General features: G+C 70.0%; 13 protein-coding genes and 1 riboswitch. Of the genes, 7 read left to right on the top strand and 6 right to left on the bottom strand.

Annotation, left to right across the window (positions count from 1 at the left end; genetic code table 11):
• Positions 1-96 precede the first annotated feature (96 nt).
• Together VH914_02780 and VH914_02775 are read right to left on the bottom strand one after the other, a co-directional pair.
• Complete coding sequence (locus VH914_02780; protein ID HEX4490106.1) at positions 97-513, bottom strand: nuclear transport factor 2 family protein; 417 nt, start codon at positions 511-513, stop codon at positions 97-99.
• 10 nt (positions 514-523) lie between these two features.
• The gene (locus VH914_02775) at positions 524-1,312 is read right to left on the bottom strand and encodes an SDR family oxidoreductase (protein ID HEX4490105.1); all 789 of its coding nucleotides are present in this window, start codon (positions 1,310-1,312) and stop codon (positions 524-526) included.
• 85 nt (positions 1,313-1,397) lie between these two features.
• Between VH914_02775 and VH914_02770 the strand changes: the two genes are divergently transcribed.
• Positions 1,398-2,603 (top strand): amidohydrolase family protein, encoded by a 1,206-nt coding sequence (locus VH914_02770; protein HEX4490104.1) that lies wholly within the window; start codon positions 1,398-1,400, stop codon positions 2,601-2,603.
• Between the two features lie 365 nt (positions 2,604-2,968).
• Entirely contained in the window at positions 2,969-4,693 is a 1,725-nt protein-coding gene (gene leuA / locus VH914_02765) for a 2-isopropylmalate synthase (GenBank protein ID HEX4490103.1), read from the top strand.
• A gap of 247 nt (positions 4,694-4,940) precedes the next feature.
• Here leuA and VH914_02760 read toward each other — a convergent pair whose 3' ends face one another.
• The gene (locus VH914_02760; GenBank protein ID HEX4490102.1) at positions 4,941-5,708 is read right to left on the bottom strand and encodes an SDR family NAD(P)-dependent oxidoreductase; all 768 of its coding nucleotides are present in this window, start codon (positions 5,706-5,708) and stop codon (positions 4,941-4,943) included.
• Between the two features lie 120 nt (positions 5,709-5,828).
• Here VH914_02760 and VH914_02755 point away from each other — a divergent pair, with 120 nt between their 5' ends.
• From VH914_02755 to VH914_02745, 3 genes are read left to right on the top strand one after another with little or no spacing between them, the layout of a single operon-like run.
• Positions 5,829-6,356: a sigma-70 family RNA polymerase sigma factor gene (locus tag VH914_02755; GenBank protein ID HEX4490101.1), complete on the top strand. Its 528-nt coding sequence runs from the start codon at positions 5,829-5,831 to the stop codon at positions 6,354-6,356.
• The gene (locus VH914_02750) at positions 6,349-7,599 is read left to right on the top strand and encodes a hypothetical protein (protein HEX4490100.1); all 1,251 of its coding nucleotides are present in this window, start codon (positions 6,349-6,351) and stop codon (positions 7,597-7,599) included. Before VH914_02755 ends, VH914_02750 begins: the two co-directional genes overlap by 8 nt.
• Positions 7,600-7,621: 22 nt before the next feature.
• Complete coding sequence (locus VH914_02745; GenBank protein ID HEX4490099.1) at positions 7,622-8,080, top strand: MaoC family dehydratase; 459 nt, start codon at positions 7,622-7,624, stop codon at positions 8,078-8,080.
• A 53-nt stretch (positions 8,081-8,133) separates the two neighbouring features.
• Here VH914_02745 and VH914_02740 read toward each other — a convergent pair whose 3' ends face one another.
• Entirely contained in the window at positions 8,134-8,304 is a 171-nt protein-coding gene (locus VH914_02740; GenBank protein ID HEX4490098.1) for a hypothetical protein, read from the bottom strand.
• Positions 8,305-8,328: 24 nt separating this feature from the next.
• Positions 8,329-8,414: riboswitch (cyclic di-GMP riboswitch) on the bottom strand.
• A gap of 252 nt (positions 8,415-8,666) precedes the next feature.
• On the opposite strand from VH914_02740, the gene VH914_02735 reads away from it, so the two are divergent.
• Positions 8,667-11,234 carry an EAL domain-containing protein gene (locus VH914_02735; protein ID HEX4490097.1) on the top strand — a complete coding sequence of 856 codons (2,568 nt, stop codon included), beginning with the start codon at positions 8,667-8,669 and terminating at the stop codon, positions 11,232-11,234.
• Here VH914_02735 and VH914_02730 read toward each other — a convergent pair.
• Positions 11,223-14,666, bottom strand: a complete 3,444-nt coding sequence (locus tag VH914_02730; GenBank protein ID HEX4490096.1) for a protein kinase — start codon at positions 14,664-14,666, stop codon at positions 11,223-11,225. The two genes, VH914_02735 and VH914_02730, sit on opposite strands and share 12 nt — an antisense overlap.
• 156 nt (positions 14,667-14,822) lie before the next feature.
• On the opposite strand from VH914_02730, the gene VH914_02725 reads away from it, so the two are divergent.
• Positions 14,823-15,419, top strand: coding sequence for an FHA domain-containing protein (locus VH914_02725; protein ID HEX4490095.1), 597 nt, complete (start codon positions 14,823-14,825; stop codon positions 15,417-15,419).
• 634 nt (positions 15,420-16,053) lie between these two features.
• Here the strand turns inward: VH914_02725 and VH914_02720 are convergent.
• A complete protein-coding gene (locus VH914_02720) occupies positions 16,054-17,373 on the bottom strand; it encodes an MFS transporter (protein HEX4490094.1) in 1,320 nt (439 codons plus the stop codon).
• Positions 17,374-17,397: the final 24 nt, after the last annotated feature.

The raw sequence follows: 17,397 nt of genomic DNA, 5'->3' as shown, positions 1-17,397 counted from the left end.
ATCGCGTTGCGAACGTCGGGTCGGTTGTAGGTGATCGTCGCGACGTGATCGTCGAGCTCGTAGAGAACGGTGCCGGTCATGACCGGCCCGCGTCGCTCACTGATAGCCCTGGATGATGTGCTCGACCCACCACTGCGGCGCCGCGTTCATGAGCGTCGTCATGTCCCAGTAGTCGTGCCACCGTACGATCTTGCCGCCGCGCAACTCCTGGATCGACACGAACGGCAGCGTGACCTTCTCGCCCGTCGGCCATTCCCAGTGCTCGCCGTGCTCGGTGACGACGGTGTCGCCGTCGACGGCGATCAACCGCAACGTGTGCGAGATGCCCGAGAGCTTCTCGAAGCCCAGCTTCAGCCGCGCCGCGACCTGCGCGGGTCCGCGCGCGACGTCGTCGGCGGGGGAGCAGACGTCGGTGTACTCCCCGTCGGCGGTGAAGAACGCGCCGACCGCCTCGTAGTCGCGCCGGTACAGCGCGTCCCAGAACGACTCGACGAGCTCGCGGTTCGTCGCCACGGTCGACTCCCTACACGTCGGGGATGTTGAGCGCGAGGTTGGCCTCTTCGAGTCCGCCGTCGATCTCGAACATCTTGCCGGTGATGAACGACGACGCGCTCGACGCGAGGTAGAGCACACCGAGCGCGATGTCGTCGGGCTCACCGAGGCGCTTCACCGGTGTGCGGCTCACCATCTCGTTGCGGATGCCGTCGTCGGTGAGCACGGTCTCGAGCGCGGATGTCGCGACCGAGCCGACCGCGATGCCGTTCACGCGGATCTTCGGTGCGAGATCGGCGGCCATCAGACGCGTCATGTGCGACAACGCAGACTTCGCGGTTCCGTACGCCACGAAGCCGCGGTCGCGCAACCGGCCGATCGCGGAGGAGATGTTGACGATCGCGCCGCCGCCCTGTTCGAGCAGGTGCGGCACCGCAGCCTTGCTCAACACGAACGCGGTGACGACGTTGAAGTGGAACGACCGTTGCAGGTAGCCCGCGCTCGTCACGTTGAAGGGGCGGGGCGCGGTTCCTCCCGCGTTGTTCACCACGATGTCGAGCCTTCCGAGCTCGCGCGCCGCGGTGTCGGCGAGCCCGGCGAGACGTTCCTCGTCGTCGACGTCGGTCGGCACGACGAGCGCGCGCCGGCCGTACGAGCGCACCTTCGCGGCGACCTCTTCGAGCTGCGCCTCGGTGCGCGCCGCGAGGAGCACATCGGCGCCGGCTTCCGCGAGCGCCACCGCGCTCGCAGCGCCGATGCCGCGACCTGCGCCGGTGACGATCGCGACCTTGCCGTCGACACGGAACCGTTCGAGCACCATCACGTCCCCCTGGCCCGGGCCTGCCCCGAGGTTCGGCGGTAACCTAGAACAGGTTCCAGTTCCCGGCACGCGGGAGGCAAAGCCGATGCCCGAGCGCACCGCGATCGACCTCGGTTACCAGGCGTTCGACGCCGACAACCACTACTACGAAGCGCCCGACGCCTTCACTCGACACGTCGATCCCAAGTTCGCCAAGCGCGCGATGCAGTGGGCGGAGATCGACGGCAAGCGGCGGCTCGTCGTCGCGGGCAAGGTGAACCGCTTCATCCCGAACCCGTTGTTCGATCCGGTGGCGCGGCCCGGAAGTCTCGACGACTACTTCCGCGGCAAGACGCCCGGCGACGACATCCGCGCCGCGTTCGGCGAGCTCGAGCCGATCAGTGCCGCGTACCGTCATCCCGAGCCGCGCATCGAGGTCATGGACGCGCAGGGCATCGACGGATGCTTCCTCTTCCCGACGCTCGGAGTCGGCATGGAGGAATCGCTCCTGCACGACGTCGACGCGTGCCACGTCGCGTTCCACGCGTTCAACGAGTGGTTGCTCGACGACTGGACGTTCAACTTCCGCGACCGCATCTTCGCCGCGCCCTACTTCACGTTGCAGGATCCCGAGCGCGCGACGGCGGAGGTCGAGTGGGCTCTCGACAACGGCGCGCGCGTCGTCGTGATGCGCTCCGGTCCGGTGCGCGGTCCGAACTTCAGTCGCTCACCGGGCGACGCCGTGTACGACCCGTTCTGGGCGCGGCTCAACGAGGCCGGCGTGCTCGTCGCCTATCACTCGGGTGACTCGGGGTACGCGCGCTACGCCGCCGATTGGGGCGAGTCGGATCAGATGGAGGCGTTCCGTCATGACGCGTTCCGCGCGCTCACCGGCGGTCACCGTCCGATCTTCGACACGATCGGCGCGCTCGTGTGCCACGGCGTGCTCACGCGGCATCCGAACCTGCGCGTCGCGACGATCGAGAGCGGCTCGGATTGGGTGCCGGGTCTCGTGCGCGGGCTGAAGAAGAGCTACGCGCAGCGGCCGAGCGGCTTCCCCGGCGGTGATCCGGTGGAGCAGCTGCGCGCGCAGCTGTGGGTGTCGCCGTACTACGAGGACCCGTTGATCGAGCTGCGCGACACGATCGGCGCCGACCACATCATCTTCGGCTCGGACTATCCGCACGCCGAGGGTCTCGCCGACCCCGTGAGCTTCATCCACGACCTCGACGGCTTCACGCCCGACGAGGTCCGCCTCGTCATGCGCGAGAACGCGCTCGCGCTGTCGAAGCCGCAACTCGTCTCGGTCTGACGCGACCCTCCGGCTCGGAGATGCCGGAGATGGCAGCCACGCGCTGCATCGGAGAGCGCCGGGATGCGTACTGCTCGACGTCGACGTCTTCATCGAGCAACACCGACGAGCTCTTCGTCGCGCAAAAGCCGCTCATCACGGCCGTTTGCGCCGCCGCGCAGAACGGGCCGTCGGTACGCGGTCGCGATTGCAAGCGTGCCGTTCGCGCTACATTGCTTCTTGTGACGTTCCTGCCCGCGACCCTTCTCCTTCTCATGTAGGCGAGCGCCCGTATAGGCGTTCGCCGAAGCTCCTGTCCCTCGGGCCGGGAGCTTCTTCCGTTCTCGGCCTCTTTATATTCGGTCACGACAAAAGGTGAGCTGCACATGCCTCCGGAGATCGCACAGCCGAAGAAGATGCCGTTCGAGAAGTACGGCGCGTTCGTGCCGCTCGAACTACCCGATCGGAAGTGGCCTGACCGCAAGCTCACGAAGGCGCCGCGTTGGTGTGCTGTCGACCTGCGTGACGGCAACCAGGCGCTCATCGACCCGATGGACCCGGTCCGCAAGCGCCGCATGTTCGAGACCCTCGTGGCGATGGGCTTCAAGGAGATCGAGGTCGGGTTCCCGTCCGCGAGCCAACCTGACTTCGATTTCGTGCGCCACCTGATCGACGAGGACCTCATTCCCGACGACGTGACCGTCCAGGTCCTCACCCAGTGCCGGGACGAGCTGATCGAGCGCACCTACGAGTCGCTGATCGGCGTGCCGCGCGCCATCGTGCATTTCTACAACTCCACGTCGATCCTTCAACGGCGTGTCGTATTCGGTCTGGACCGGGGCGGTATCACCAGCATCGCCGTGAACGCCGCGCGCATGTGCCGCAAGCTCGAAGCGAGCGTTCCTGGTACTGAAATCCGGTACGAGTACTCGCCCGAGAGTTATACCGGCACCGAGATCGACTACGCGGTGGAGATCTGTGAAGCGGTCGCCGACGTGATCGAGCCGACGTCCGAGCGGCCATTGATCATGAACCTGCCGGCGACGGTCGAGATGTACTCGCCGAACGTCTACGCCGACACCATCGAATGGTTCCTCCGCACGGTGCGCAGCCGCGACTCGGTGGTGCTGTCGTTGCACCCGCACAACGACCGCGGCTGCGCGGTCGCAGCGGCCGAGCTCGGCGTACTCGCCGGGGCCGACCGAGTAGAGGGGTGCCTGTTCGGAAACGGGGAACGCACCGGCAACGTCGACATCGTGACCTTGGCGATGAACCTGTTCAGCCAGGGCATCGCCCCGGAACTCGACATCACGGACATCGACGCGCTGCGCCGCACCGCCGAATACTGCAACCGCCTGCCCGTGCATGAGCGCCACCCCTACGTGGGCGACCTCGTCTACACGGCGTTCTCCGGTTCGCATCAGGACGCGATCAAAAAAGGATTCGCGGCGCTCTACTCGGAGTCGGAGGCATCGGGCCGCGGTCGCGACTACCAGACCTGGGGCGTGCCATACCTGCCCATCGACCCCGCGCACGTCGGCCGCTCCTACGAAGCGGTCATCCGCGTGAACAGCCAGTCCGGCAAAGGCGGCATCGCCTACATCATGGAGAACGAACACGGGTTCTCGCTTCCGCGACGCCTACAGATCGAGTTCTCGAAGGCGATCCAAACCGTGGCGGAGGACACCGGCACCGAGATCACGCCCTCGGCAATGTGGGGCGAGTTCAAGGCGATGTATCTGCCGGACGACCCGCGCCTCCAACTGCACTCGCACCAGATCGTCGATCGCGATGACGACCGCACTGCTGTCACCGCGGAGGTGGTCGCCGACGGCGAACCTCGCACCGTGCATGGCGAGGGCAACGGGCCCATCGCAGCCTTCGTTGCCGCCATCCGTGACGCGCTCGGTATCGAAGTTGACGTCGTCGACTACCACGAGCACTCGCTCGGTCGCGGCGCCGACGCAACCGCTGTGGCTTACGTAGAAACGATTGCTGGTGACACCACGACACGCTGGGGAATCGGCACCGACCCCAACATCACCACGGCGTCACTGCGAGCCGTGCTCTCCGCTATGAGCCGACTCATCGACGACCAGACAGTTACCTAGAGTCGCCCGCGAACGCGGGTCTCCGTAAGCGTCGGGGTTCGGTGGGTCGGCTCGATGACTGCTTCGTTCGGCGCTGCGGCTTCCGCGGTGGGGCGGTCGGTCTGTGGGTCGGCGTTCTGGGATCGCGAAGCCGCAACCTTCGATCGTCAAGCCGATCACGGCTTGACCGACCCGTTCGTGCGCGATGCGTGGATGCCGAGGCGCGTGCGGACCACCGCTCGGCCCGCGATGACGACCGCGCGTGCGACTACTTCGGCGGGAATCTCACCGCGCCGTCGATGCGGATGACCTCGCCGTTGAGATAGGGGTTCGTCGCGATGTGCTCGACGAGCTGCGCGTACTCGTCCGGGGTGCCCATCCGGTTCGGGAACGGCACGATCGCGGTGAGGCCTTCCTTCATCTTGTCGGAGGCGAACCCGAAGATCGGCGTGTCGAAGCTGCCGGGCGCGATCGTCATCACGCGGATGCCGAGCACGCCCAGGTCGCGCGCCATCGGCAGCGTCATCCCGACGACCCCACCCTTCGACGCGGAGTACGCGAGCTGGCCGATCTGCCCGTCGAACGCGGCGATCGATGCGGTGTTCACGATCACGCCGCGCTCGCCGTCGGCGTTGGGCTCGTTCTTCGCCATCTGCGCGGCGCCGAGCCGAGCGACGTTGAACGTGCCGATCAGGTTCAGCTTGATGACCCACTCGAACGTGCCGAAATCGTGCGGCGCGCCGTTGCGGTCGACGGTACGGCCGACCATGCCGCTGCCCGCGCAGTTCACGACGACCCGCAGTGTGCCGAGCTCCGCCGCGAGGCCCATGCCCGCGAGGACCGACTCCTCCGAGGTGACGTCGCCGTCGGCGAACACCGCACGCGGCCCGAGCTCCGAAGCGAGGGCGGCGCCGCGCTCGGCGTTCTTGTCGAAGATCACGACCCCCGCGCCGGCTGCGTGCAGGCGCCGCACGGTCCCCTCGCCGAGCCCGGACGCACCGCCGGTCACCAGCGCGACCGCCTGGCTCAGGTCCACCATCTCGACTCGCTCTCCTCGTGCCGACGGGACGCGCAACGTACCAGGCAACCTTTCGGGGGGATCTCGGCGTCTCATCGTTCGGGGGGAACGGTGTGCGATGACGTGATCGGGGAAACGGTGGAGTCCGCGGCCACGTCCGCCGCGCCGCTCGCGGGCGTGTCCGACGTGTCGTTCGACGCGCTCTTCGACGAGCACTTCGTGCGTGGCGTGCGGCTCGCCTCGCTCACCGGCGGCCCCGGCGTCGACGCGCAGGCGATCGCCGCCGACGCGCTCGCGCGCGTCTGGTTGAAGTGGCAGAACCGCGAGGTCGACGACTTCTGGCCCTACCTGCGCGTCGCGGTCGTGAACGCGGCGCGCTCGGCCGAGCGCCATCGCCGCGTCGTCGAGCGCCACGCACGCCAAGATCGACCGGCGACGGCCGCGCCGGGCGACGACACCGCGATCGTCGAACGCGCCGCGGTCGCCGCGGCGCTGGCGCGGTTGCCGAACCGTCAGCGCACCGCGCTCGTGCTGCGGTATTTCGAGGACCTCAGCGTCGAGCAGTGCGCGCGCGTCATGCGCTGCAGCGTCGGCACTGCGAAGAGCACGACGGCACGCGCGCTCGCCGCGCTGCGCGCCGTGTTGGAGGAGCAGGACGATGATTGACGAGCAGCACCTGCAGGATGTTCTGCGCGACCTCGCAGACGACGTCGCGATCGACGAGACGACGGCGCGACCCGTGGCGACACGCGCGCTCCGGCGGCACACGCGCCGCCGCGTGCTGCGACGCGAGGGCACGGTCGCATTCCTCTCGATCCTGCTGATCGTCGGGATCGTCGTCGCCGTAGGCGATCACACGACCGGCGATGTTCGGACGGTCGCGTCGACGACTGCGACCCGCCGGCTCCCGCACCGGCTCGTGGTGCGGCAGTCCTTCGGTGGCGACTGGGCACCCGAACCCATCGCGTTCGACGGTCGCGACGTGTGGCTCGCCAACAATTCGCCGGCGATCCTGTCGCGCGGATCAGGCTCGACCAACGCGACGCCAAGCATCGCGATCGAGCGGCACGCGTCCGATTCGGGCCGGCTGCTCGACGTCGTGCGCGTTCCGCAGGAGGCGGTCTTCTCGATCGCCGCGGGTAGCGGTTCGGTATGGGTGGTGGGCGGGGGCGACGGTGGGGTGCCCCGAACGACCGTCAGCCGCGTCGACCTCGCGACCCGGCGGGTCGTGCTCACGCGCGCGCTGGCGGCTCGCGATTCATGCGCGTGCTCACTTGCCGTCGGCGCGGGTTCGGCCTGGCTCGCCGGCCAGGGTTCGACGAACCTGTACCGAATCGACGAGTCCGGCGCCGTGGCCGCGCGCATCCGGCTGCCACATCCGTCGGTGTCGCTTGCGGTCGTCGGCGACAACGTCGAGGTCGGGCTCGACGACTCCCGCGTCGCCGTGATCGATACGGCGACGAACCGCACAACGCGCGTCGTGCCGATCGCGACACCCGGTGCGCCCGCGGCGAGTGCGATCGTCGGCATCACGGCCGCGGCACAGCCCGGCGCAAGCTGGGTCACTCGCAGCGACGGTCTGGTCTTCGAGATCGTCGACGGTCGCCGAGTGTCCCCGAAGCCGGTGGTGTTCCTCCGGCCGGCGTCCGTGTCGGGCGCGACCCTCGAACGCAACGTGCTGTGGGCGGTCGGCGTGGATCAGATCGTCGCGTCGACGACCGACGGCACAACGCGCGGCTACGCCAACTACGACGCCGGCGGCGGGAGCTTCGGACCTGTGAGCGTGCGATCGCGCCGCTTCGTGCCGTCGCCATCGAACGAACCGGGCCTCGACCGGGTCGTCGTCGCGGGGCCGACACTCTGGATCGCCGTCTTCAACGGGACGATCCTCGTCGTGGCGCCGTCCTAGCGCGCGCTGGCAAGCTGCCCGCATGGCGAAGAAGACGTTCGGGTCACCCGCGGAGCTGCTCACCTCGGTCGGCGAGACGTTCGGTCCGACCGACTGGATCGAGATCACGCAGGAGCGGATCAACCGGTTCGCCGACGCGACGGACGATCACCAGTGGATCCACGTCGACGTCGAGCGGGCGAAGGCGGGGCCGTTCGGCGGCACCATCGCGCACGGTTATCTCACCCTGTCGTTGTGCGCCCGCTTCCTCTTCGAGCTCTGCGAGGTGCAGAACATCTCGATGGGCATCAACTACGGAGTGAACAAGGGCCGCTTCCCCGCGCCCGTGCGATCGGGGGTTCGCATTCGGGCGCGGGGAGAGCTGGCCGAGGCGACCGAGGTCGCCGGTGGGGTACAGGCCGTCGTCCGAATCACCGTGGAGTCCGAGGGCTCCGAAAAGCCCGCCGCGGTGATCGAGACCGTCAGCCGTTACCTCACCTGAACTGAGCCGGGGGGAAGGGCCCAGTTACACCTGCAAGATCGAGCGCAGCTCGATCAGTGCATCTTGCCGCCGTTGGTCACCAACGTCGTGGGCGTGGTGGTCGCCGTGGTCTTGGCGCCGGCTGCGGTCTGCCCGGCCACGATGACCGAGGGGACGGCGGTCGCGGTCACCAGGGCGGCGACGGCGAAGAGACGACGGGACGAAAGGGTCAGGAAACGCGACATCGGGGCAGTCCTTTTCATTTGGGCTGGCCCGGACGCCGGTTTCGCCACTGACTCCCCGCGGGGCTAGGCGACCAATGTGCGCCCTGCGGATCACTGTCTCGTCCGAGGAGGCGGGCTCGCTCCGCCTCACGGATAGCTATCGGTGGCCACGCTGCGTGGGTTGAGCGGTTTCCGGAGAAATTTCGCGGCGCCCGCCTTCCAGGGGATCGGCGGCCCGGACGAAGACCTGAAGCGGACCCCCTGACCTGCCGATACGACCTGGTGAGCCGGGCGGCTGTCAGCGGGAGCGCGAGCATGGAACCCACTCGGAACGACATCGCCGAATGCGGCGACCTCGTTCCGGCGCGCGCCCGGGGCCGGTCATGAGCGAGCGCGCGGCGCGCTGGCTGACGCCCGATCAGCGCACCGGTTTGCTCGGCAGCGCGCTCATCGCGTTCGCGATCGCGATGTTCGTGACGGTCGTGCCCGGACTGCCATCGGTGCACGAGCACACGCACTTGCCGTGGTGGGCATTCCTGGTCGCGTTCGCGGTGACCGAGGCAACCGGCTTCGACCTCGAGGTGAAGGGCCAGTCGCACGGCTTCACGCTGAACTACGTGCCGCTCGTCGTCGGCCTGTTCTACGTCGGCCCGCTCGGCCTGATCTGCGCGTACCTCATCGGCTGCACGACGACGCTCGTGCTGCGCCACCGGCAGCGGATCGACAAGCTCCTCTGCAACGTCGGTGTCGCCGCGGCCGAGGCGACCGTCGCGATCATCCTGTTCCGATCCCTCGTCGGCGGTGCGACGATCGTGCAGCCGATGTCGTGGCTCTCGGCACTCGTCGCGGTCGGTTGCGCCGGAGCGGTGTCGTCGATCGCGATCCCGGTCGTGATCCGCTGGTACGGCGAGGAGCCGCAGATCGGCACGATCATGGTCGCCGGCGCCGTGACCGTGACGTGCAACACGAGCATCGCGCTCGCCGCCGCGCTGCTCGTGCGCGCGAGCATCGCCGCGACCGTCCTGATCGCGATCCCGGTCGCGATGATCGCGGTCGCCTACCGCTCCTACACCTCACTGTGGAAGCGGTACGCGAACCTCCAACTCTTCTACGACTTCACGCGCGCCATCGGCGGATCCCAGCGCGCCGAGTCCGTCCTCGAGTCGATCCTGGAACAAGCGCGCGAGCTGCTGCGCGCCGATGTCGCGGAGCTCACGCTCGAGTCGCCCGATCCGGACGGGCCCGTGTTCGCGCTGCGTGCGCAGGGCGACATGCCGTTCGAGACGTCGGTGCCCGCGCACCTGCTGCCGAGCGAGTGGATGCGGGGCCGGGTCATCGGCGAGGGAAAGACCGTGCTCGTGCCGCGATCGACGAAGCAGGCCGACGAGCAGGAGCATCTCGACTGGCTCTGCGTGCGCGACTGCATCGTGGCGCCGTTGCACGGCGCGAAGGGCGTCGTCGGCACGTTGACGGTCGGGGACCGTCTCGGTGAGACGAGCACGTTCGACGCGCAGGACGCGCGCCTGCTCGAGACGCTCGCCAACCACTCGAGCGTCGCGCTGGAGAACGGCCGGCTCGTCGACCGCCTGTCGCGCGAGGTGAGTGAGCGCGAGCACCAGGCGATGCACGACGCGCTCACCGGCCTGCCCAACCGCGCCAACCTCTTCGAGCGACTCGAGGAGGCATTGGAGGAGCGGTCGAGCAACGAGGCGGTTGCCGTGCTCCTGATGGACCTCGACCGCTTCAAGGACATCAACGACGCCCTCGGTCACGACACCGGCGACGAGGTGCTGCGCCTTGTCGCGCGCCGCGTGCGCGCGGCGCTCGACGAGCACGCGACCGTCGCCCGGCTCGGGGGTGACGAGTACTCGATCGTGCTGCCGCACATCGCCGACGCCGACGCCGCGGCCGCGGTCGCGCACGAGATCCGCACGCGGCTCTCCGCGCCGCTCCCCGTCGCAGGCATGGCTCTCGAAGTCGGTGGGAGCATCGGCATCGCGCTCGCACCCGCGCACGGCACCGACGCCGCGACGTTGATGAAGCACGCCGACATCGCGATGTACGAGGCGAAGCGCGCGCAGGGCGTCGGCGTCTACGAGCCCGAGAGCGACGACTTCTCCGTACGCCGGCTCGAGCTCGCGGGCGCGCTGCGCCGCGCGATCGACGACGGCGAGCTCCTCGTCTTCTACCAGCCCAAGGCGCGACTGTCGGACGGCGCGATCATCGGCGCCGAGGCGCTCGTGCGGTGGCAGCACCCGGAGTACGGGATGCTCCCGCCCGACGAGTTCATCTCGATCGCGGAGCGCACCGGCCTCATCGGCCCGCTCACCCACTTCGTCGCGCGGCGCGCGATCGCGCAGTGCCGCTCCTGGCACGCCAAGGGCTGGGACCTCAACGTCGCGGTGAACCTGTCGGTCGTCGGGCTCATCGACGTGGAGCTGCCCGAGATGATCGACGGCATGCTCAAGGTCGCCGGCCTCGATCCCTCGTACCTCACGATGGAGATCACCGAGACCAGCATCATGGACACCGGTCGTACCGTCGCCGCGATCGACCGCCTCGCGCGCCTCGGCATCCGCCTCTCGATCGACGACTTCGGCACCGGCTACTCGTCGCTGTCGTACCTGCAGAAGCTGCCGGTGCACGAGGTGAAGGTCGACAAGTCGTTCGTCATGTCGATGAGCGGCAACGAGAGCGATGCCGCGATCGTGAAGTCGATCATCGACCTCGCGCACAACCTCGACCTGAAGGTCGTCGCCGAGGGCGTCGAGAACCACGACTCGTGGGAGCGTCTCGATCGTTTCGGCTGCGACATCGCGCAGGGCTACTACCTGAGCCGGCCGATCCCGCCCGACGCGTTCGACGAGTGGCTCACCGCGTGGCCCGAGCGCCGCATCGAGCTCATCGGGCCGCAGCTCGCGTCGCACAGCGCGATCGCGTCACGCGCCTGAGCGCCGCGAGCGTTCGCTGATCCACGCGCGCACCGATTCGTCGGCGTCGGTCATGTCGACGATCCGCCGCGCCGTGGCGGCAAGGCCGGGTTCCGGAGTGTCGGCGCGCTCGGAGAGCAGCAGCGCGCAGATCGCGCGGTGCACGACCCAGAGTCCCGGGAACGGCGGTTCGTGTATCCAACCGAGCAGCCACTCGACGTCGGGCTCCGTGTCGGAAGGCCCGAGCGCGCTGACGAGCGCGCCGGGGAAGTACGGGCTGAAGCGCTGGCGCGTGGATCCACTCGTGCGCTTGCGGTCTTCGTAGCGCTCGCGCAGCAGCGCGTCGGCCGCGTCGCCTTCGTCGCGCAACAAGTGCAGCAGCGCGCGGTCGTAGTGGTGCAGCGTCGTGAGATCGAGGGCGTCGACGCCGTCGAGCGTCCACGGAGGGCCTTCGAGCGCGCGCACGACGAGCTCGTACGACGCCGCGATCTGCGGTGGGAGCCGGTCGCGCACCTTCTCCGACAGCAGCTCGCGCGCGGCATGCGCGCGACCGGTCCACGCGAGGCTGCAGACCGCGCCCATCTCGGGCTCGATGCGGCTGACGTCGCCGAGCGCGCGCGAACGGTCGGCGAGCAGCAACAGCCCCGCGGCGATCGGCGTCGCGCGCGGCGAACACGCCGCTTCGGCCACGGTCGTGAGCAGGTCGGCCTCGATCCTTCCCGTCGCGTCGAGCGGCGCCGTCTGCAGGATCGGCAGCCATTCCTCGAGCTGCGGCGCGGCTTCGGATTCGAGGGCGACGTCGCAGACCGACAGAGCGAGCGCGCCGAAGCTCGTGACGTCGCCCATCGTGCGCGCCCGCTCCGCGGCGTCGATCGCGAGGTGGAGCGCCTCTTGCGGGAAGTCGATGTACAGCGTCTCGATGAACGCCGGTGCGGACGCCACGTACGCGCGGACGTCGCCGGCCTGACGCTGCTCCTCGATCGCGCGTCGCGTGCGGTCGATCGCGTCCGTGAAGTAGCCGCCGCGTGCCCGCGCGAGGTCGCTTGCGACCTGCGCGGCCTTCGCCGACAGACGCGTGTGCAGGCCGGGGAGCCCGGCGGCGTCGGCGTGCAGCGCGGCGCCGTCGAGGAGCGCGAGGGCCGCCTCGTAGTGGCCGGTACGCGAGAGCACGGTCGCGTACATCACCGTGTGCGCGCCCGCGTCGACCGACGCGTCGTCGAGCAGGTCGAGGGCACGCGCGCCGAAGCGTTCCGCGTCGCCGAGCTCGCCGACGCCGTACGCGGCGCGGGTCGCGAGCGCGAGACGCGAGGCGGCGAGCGAGCCCTGTTCCGGGTCGGCGCCCACGAGCTCCCGCGCGCGCTCGTACTCGCCGCGGTCGAGCGCGAGCTCGGTGTCGAGCAGGTCGGCGAGCCCGGGCTGCGACTCCGCGTGCGTGTCGCGCAGCAGCGCGATCCACTCTTCGGCGGCTTGGAGCGAGAAGCGATCGAGCGCGTCGCGGCCGGCGTCGGCGGCCGAGCGCGCCGCGAGGGGCGCGGCGGCCGTGTCGCCGAGTCGGAACGCGGTGCCCGCCTGTTCGGCGACGACCTCGGGCGGTGCGTCGGCGGCGTCGAGCACGCGGCCGAGGCGCGCGTGGAGCTGGCGCCGGCGCGCCTCGTCGAGGCTCGCGTACGCGACCTCGCGCAGCAGCGGATGACGGAACTGCGCCTCGGTCGACGTCGAGAGCGTCGAGCACATGCGCGCCTGCGCGACACCGGCGCGGTAGAGATCGGGGACCGCGTCGAGGAACTCGCGACCGAGCGCCTCGGGCCAGAACTGGTCGCCGCACGCGGCGGCGAGACCGAGCGCGTCGCGCAACGTCGGTTCGTACGACGCGAAGCGCGCCGCGATCAGATCGGGGAGCGAGGTCGACGCGGTGAGCGACTCGCCGCGCTGCAACGCGAGCGCGGCTTCGCGCGCGTGCAACGGGTTGCCACCCGCGACCGCGACGATCTCCTCGATCGGACGACCACCGGTCGCGCCGACGTCGCCGACGAGCTCCGCGATCGCCTCGGGTGTGAGCGGACCGAGCGGCAGCAGCTCGAACTCGAGGTCGTCGGCGTCGATCCAATTCGGGCGCGTCGTGCACCACAGCGCGCCGGGCACACCGGCGCGCAGCGCGAGCCGGCTCAGCAGGTCGAGGAGCTCGAGCGACGCGTGGTGCAGGTCCTCGACGACGCAGACGAGCGGCGCGCGCCGGCCGTCGTCGTCGATTTCGGGTGCGGCGTGCGCGAGCACGGTCGCCATCGCGTCGGCGACGCACGCGGGATCGACATCGCCTTCCCCCGCGCGTCCGAGACCCACTGCGCGCAGCAGCATCGCCGCCGGTGCGGGACCGGCGACGGCGGCGAGCTCGGTCGCGCCTGCGGTGTCGCGTCCGAGATCGAGCAGCCAGTCGGCGACGACGCGCACGTCGCCGCGCGCCGGGGTGCACGCGGCCCGCACGACCTTGCCGCCGCGATGGTCGACGCGCGCCGCGGCCGCGTCGACGAGCCAGCTCTTCCCGGTACCTGGTGGCGCGCTCACGAGCACCGGGCGCAGCTCGTCGGCGAGCGCACCGTCGTACGCGGCTGCGAGCAGCGTGCCGAGCTCGGCCGCGCGTCCCGAGCGTTCCGCGTTCGCGGCCTCGGCGTCGCGCGCGTCGAGCGGTTCGTCGGGACGGGTGAGGTCGATGAGCGCGGGACGGAAGCGGCCGACCGCGGGCGACGCGTCGGCGGCGATCACCCGCAAGGTGGTTGCGACGAGCGTGGCGGCGGGGCGAACGGCGGGATCGTCGTCGACGCACGCGCGCACGAGCGCGCGCAAGGGCTCCGGCACCGCGACGACGGCGTCCGAGCGGGGCGTGCCGGTGACCGCCTCGATCACCGAGACCCCGAGCGCGTACACGTCGAGCGCGGGGGACGGCAGCTCGTCGGCCGCTTCGGGTGCGAGATATGCGGTGGTGCCCGCGAGCGCGGGTGCGTCGTCGACCCACCCGTCGTACGTCGTGCCGCGGATCGACGCATGGCCGGCGTCGATGAGCAAGGGCCCGATGTCGGACAAGAGGACGTTCGACGGCTTGATGTCGCGGTGCACAACGGATGCCGCGTGCAGCGCGGCGAGCGCGTCGGCGACCGGCGCGAAGGTCGCGGCCGCGACCTCGGCGGGCAGGCGGCCGTCATCGAGGTGCTCGGCGAGGGTCGGGCCGTCGTGGAAGACGAAGGCGAGATAGGGCTCGCCGTCGTCTTCGCCCGAGTCGAACAGGCCGACGAGCGCGGGGTGGCGGACACTGCGGAGGACGGTCGCCTCTCGGGCGAGTCGGGCGGTCGCGAGCGGGTCGTCGATGCCGCGCCGGCGCAGCTTCAGCGCGACGACGATGCCGTCGCCGTCGGCGCGCCACACCTCGGTGTCGGCCCCGCCCCCGAGATACCGCTCCAAGCGGAACGGTCCGATGCGTGCGCCGGCCGCGCGCCTCGCCGTCCGAGTGATCGTCGCCGCCACGCCGCTGCCTCCGGCGCCCATGATCGCACGCTGCCAAAGGGTGCGAAACCGGGCGAGTCACGCGGTCGGGGGTGCTAGGTAACCTGGCAAGGAATGGCGAGACTGCGCTGGCGGGGCGCGGCCGGTGACGCCGAACGGGAGCTCGACGCTCCAGTCATACGCATCGGTCGGGGTACCGAGAACGAGGTAGTGATCGACGAAGCGGCCGTGAGCCGCGTCCACGCGCGCATCGAGGGCGAGGCGGGGACGTGGCGCATCGTCGACGTCGGGTCGACGAACGGCACGAGCGTCGACCGGGTCGAGCTGCGACCGTGGCAGCCGCACGTGTTGACGCACGGCGCGACCATCGACCTCGCGGGCGCGACGGACATCACGTTCCTGCTCAGTGAGCACGAGCGCACCGGCGGCGAAGCGGCGACGACCCGGCGGGTCGCCGAGCGCGCGGTGCGGCTGACGCCGACCGAGTCGGAAGTGCTCGAGCTGCTGTTCCAGCACTACGACTCGGGGCGGCTCGCGCCGCGCGTCGCGTCGATCCGCGAGGTCGCCGACGCGCGCTTCACCAGCACCGCGGCGGTGAAGATGGCGCTGCAGTCGCTCTACGACAAGTTCGACCTCGTCGGCGACGAGCGCAACAAGGACGCGCTCGCCCGCCGCGCCCAGCAGTGGAAGGTCACCCGGATCAGGTTCTGAGCCGCGCGTGCGGGGCGGCCCGACTCACTCGTCCCGCGTCACGGAGCGGCGAGCGCAGCGAGCGCGACCAGACGTATCGCGAACGGACCCGCCGGCGGGGCCCGGCGGGTTCGTTCAAGAGCTGGTGTTGCTGACTATCTGTGGTGGTGAGAGAAACTCAGTGAATACGACCCATGTCTCTCTACCTCCCTTCCCAGTGGGCCCCAGTGGGCTGCTCACCAGCATGAAGGGGAGGCGTGACCGTCGACATCGCCGTCGCGGTCAGTGTTTCCTTACCTGGGTTTGACCGTTCCCCGAGCCGGGTAACCGGCGCGCCTTTGCGCCGAGGCCCGTCGTGCCCCGTTCAAAACAAAACCCGCCGGCGGGGCCCGGCGGGTTCGATCATCTCGATCGACTTGCTCTGCTGCGAGTTCTCAGTGGATGCGACCCATGGTTCCGCCCTCCCTTCCCAGTGTGCGCCCCAGCGGCAAACACCAGCATGAAGGGAGAGGGCCCTCGGCAACATCGCCGCCGCGGTCAGTGTTTGGTTACCTCATCCATTCGCTCGCGCCTTCGTCGGCTCCCCTCCGGGTCGCCGATTCGCGCTCGGCGCCTTCGGCCGCGCGGGCGACCTGACTCCGACCTCAGTCCGACCTCAGCCGGGGTCGAGTTCCGAGCCGGGGTCGGGGCCGAACTCGGCCGCGGCGTCGGCCTTCGCCTGCTCGATCGCCGCGTTGTTCACGAGCGGTCCCGCGGCGACGGCGAGCGCGCCGCAGCCGATGCCCATCAGCAGCAGCGGCGCGCGCAGGCTCACGAGTCCCGCGAGCTGACCGGCAACGAGCGCGCCCACCGGCGCCGCGGTCGCCAGCCCGACGCGGAACAGCGAGTTCACGCGTCCGAGCAGCGCGTCGGGCACGAGCGTCTGGCGCAGCGTGATGATCACGATGTTGGCGAACGTGCCGCAGCCGAGCGACACCGCGACCGCGAGCATGAACACGAACACCGAGTTCGTCGTGCCCGCCAAGATGCCCGCGATGCTCGCGAGGGGGAAGACGGTGAGCAGCGTGCCACCCGGACCCAACCGCTTGATGACGCGGTCGGCGATGAGCCCCGCGCCGATACCGCCGACCGCGGCTGCGGTGAGCACGAGCCCGTACACCGACTTCGACATGTGCAGCACGCGCAACGCGAAGAGCACGTTGATCGCCTCGGCGCCGACGATGAGGAAGTTGTACGCGCAGCCGAGCAGGAGCAAAGAGCGCAGGAGCTCGTGGCCGCGTAGGAACTGCAGCCCTTCGCGGAGGTCTTCGCGGATCGACGGCTCTTCGCGTCGACGCCGTGACCGCTCCTGGTAGCGCGCGCGTCGCGACGACTGGTGCTGACGCGAGCGCGGTCGCGCGCTGTACGTACCGCGGAGCGTGAAGACGATGAGCGAGGCCGCGAGGAACGAAGCGGAGTCGAGCGCGAATGGGAGCGACGCGGCCCAGGCGAACAGCGCGGCGCCGATCGCGGGACCGGCGAGGTCGCGTGCGACGTTCTCGGTCACGGAGAAGCGCGCGTTCGCGCGCTCGATCTGCTCGGTCTCGACGAGGCTCGGCAGGATCGACTGCGCGGCGTTGTCGAAGAAGACCTCGCCCGAGCCGAGCAGGAACGCGACGATCCAGATCAGCCCGACCGACACGTCGTGCTGCCACGCGGCGACCGCCAGCAGCCCGACGGCGATGCAACGGAGCGAGTCGACCAGCGCCATCACGCGCCGCCGGTCGAGGCGGTCGGCGACGACCCCGCCGAAGAGTCCGAAGAAGAGCCACGGGATTCCTCGCGCGACCTCGAGCCCCGAGACCGACGCCGCGCTCGACGTCGTCGTCGCGATGAGGAGGGGCATCGCGGCCAGGATGAAACCGTCGCCGGCGAGCGAGATCGCCGACGCGGACCACACCTTGGCGTACCGCGGACCCAGGGACTCCCTCGGCACCGGCGGAAGGTATCCGCGTCCGGA

It is taken from the genome of Acidimicrobiia bacterium (assembly GCA_036271555.1).
Classification (GTDB): domain Bacteria; phylum Actinomycetota; class Acidimicrobiia; order IMCC26256; family PALSA-610; genus DATBAK01.
Note: the sequence above shows the minus strand (reverse complement) of the source record. Positions and strands in the feature narration are given on the sequence as shown.

Excerpts from the sequence above, each read along its gene's own strand:
- VH914_02775 (HEX4490105.1), bottom strand. The coding sequence starts at position 1,312 with ATGGTGCTCGAACGGTTCCGTGTCGACGGCAAGGTCGCGATCGTCACC.
- VH914_02770 (HEX4490104.1), top strand. The coding sequence starts at position 1,398 with ATGCCCGAGCGCACCGCGATCGACCTCGGTTACCAGGCGTTCGACGCC.
- leuA (HEX4490103.1), top strand. The coding sequence starts at position 2,969 with ATGCCTCCGGAGATCGCACAGCCGAAGAAGATGCCGTTCGAGAAGTAC.
- VH914_02750 (HEX4490100.1), top strand. The coding sequence starts at position 6,349 with ATGATTGACGAGCAGCACCTGCAGGATGTTCTGCGCGACCTCGCAGAC.
- VH914_02745 (HEX4490099.1), top strand. The coding sequence starts at position 7,622 with ATGGCGAAGAAGACGTTCGGGTCACCCGCGGAGCTGCTCACCTCGGTC.
- VH914_02740 (HEX4490098.1), bottom strand. The coding sequence starts at position 8,304 with ATGTCGCGTTTCCTGACCCTTTCGTCCCGTCGTCTCTTCGCCGTCGCC.
- VH914_02735 (HEX4490097.1), top strand. The coding sequence starts at position 8,667 with ATGAGCGAGCGCGCGGCGCGCTGGCTGACGCCCGATCAGCGCACCGGT.
- VH914_02725 (HEX4490095.1), top strand. The coding sequence starts at position 14,823 with ATGGCGAGACTGCGCTGGCGGGGCGCGGCCGGTGACGCCGAACGGGAG.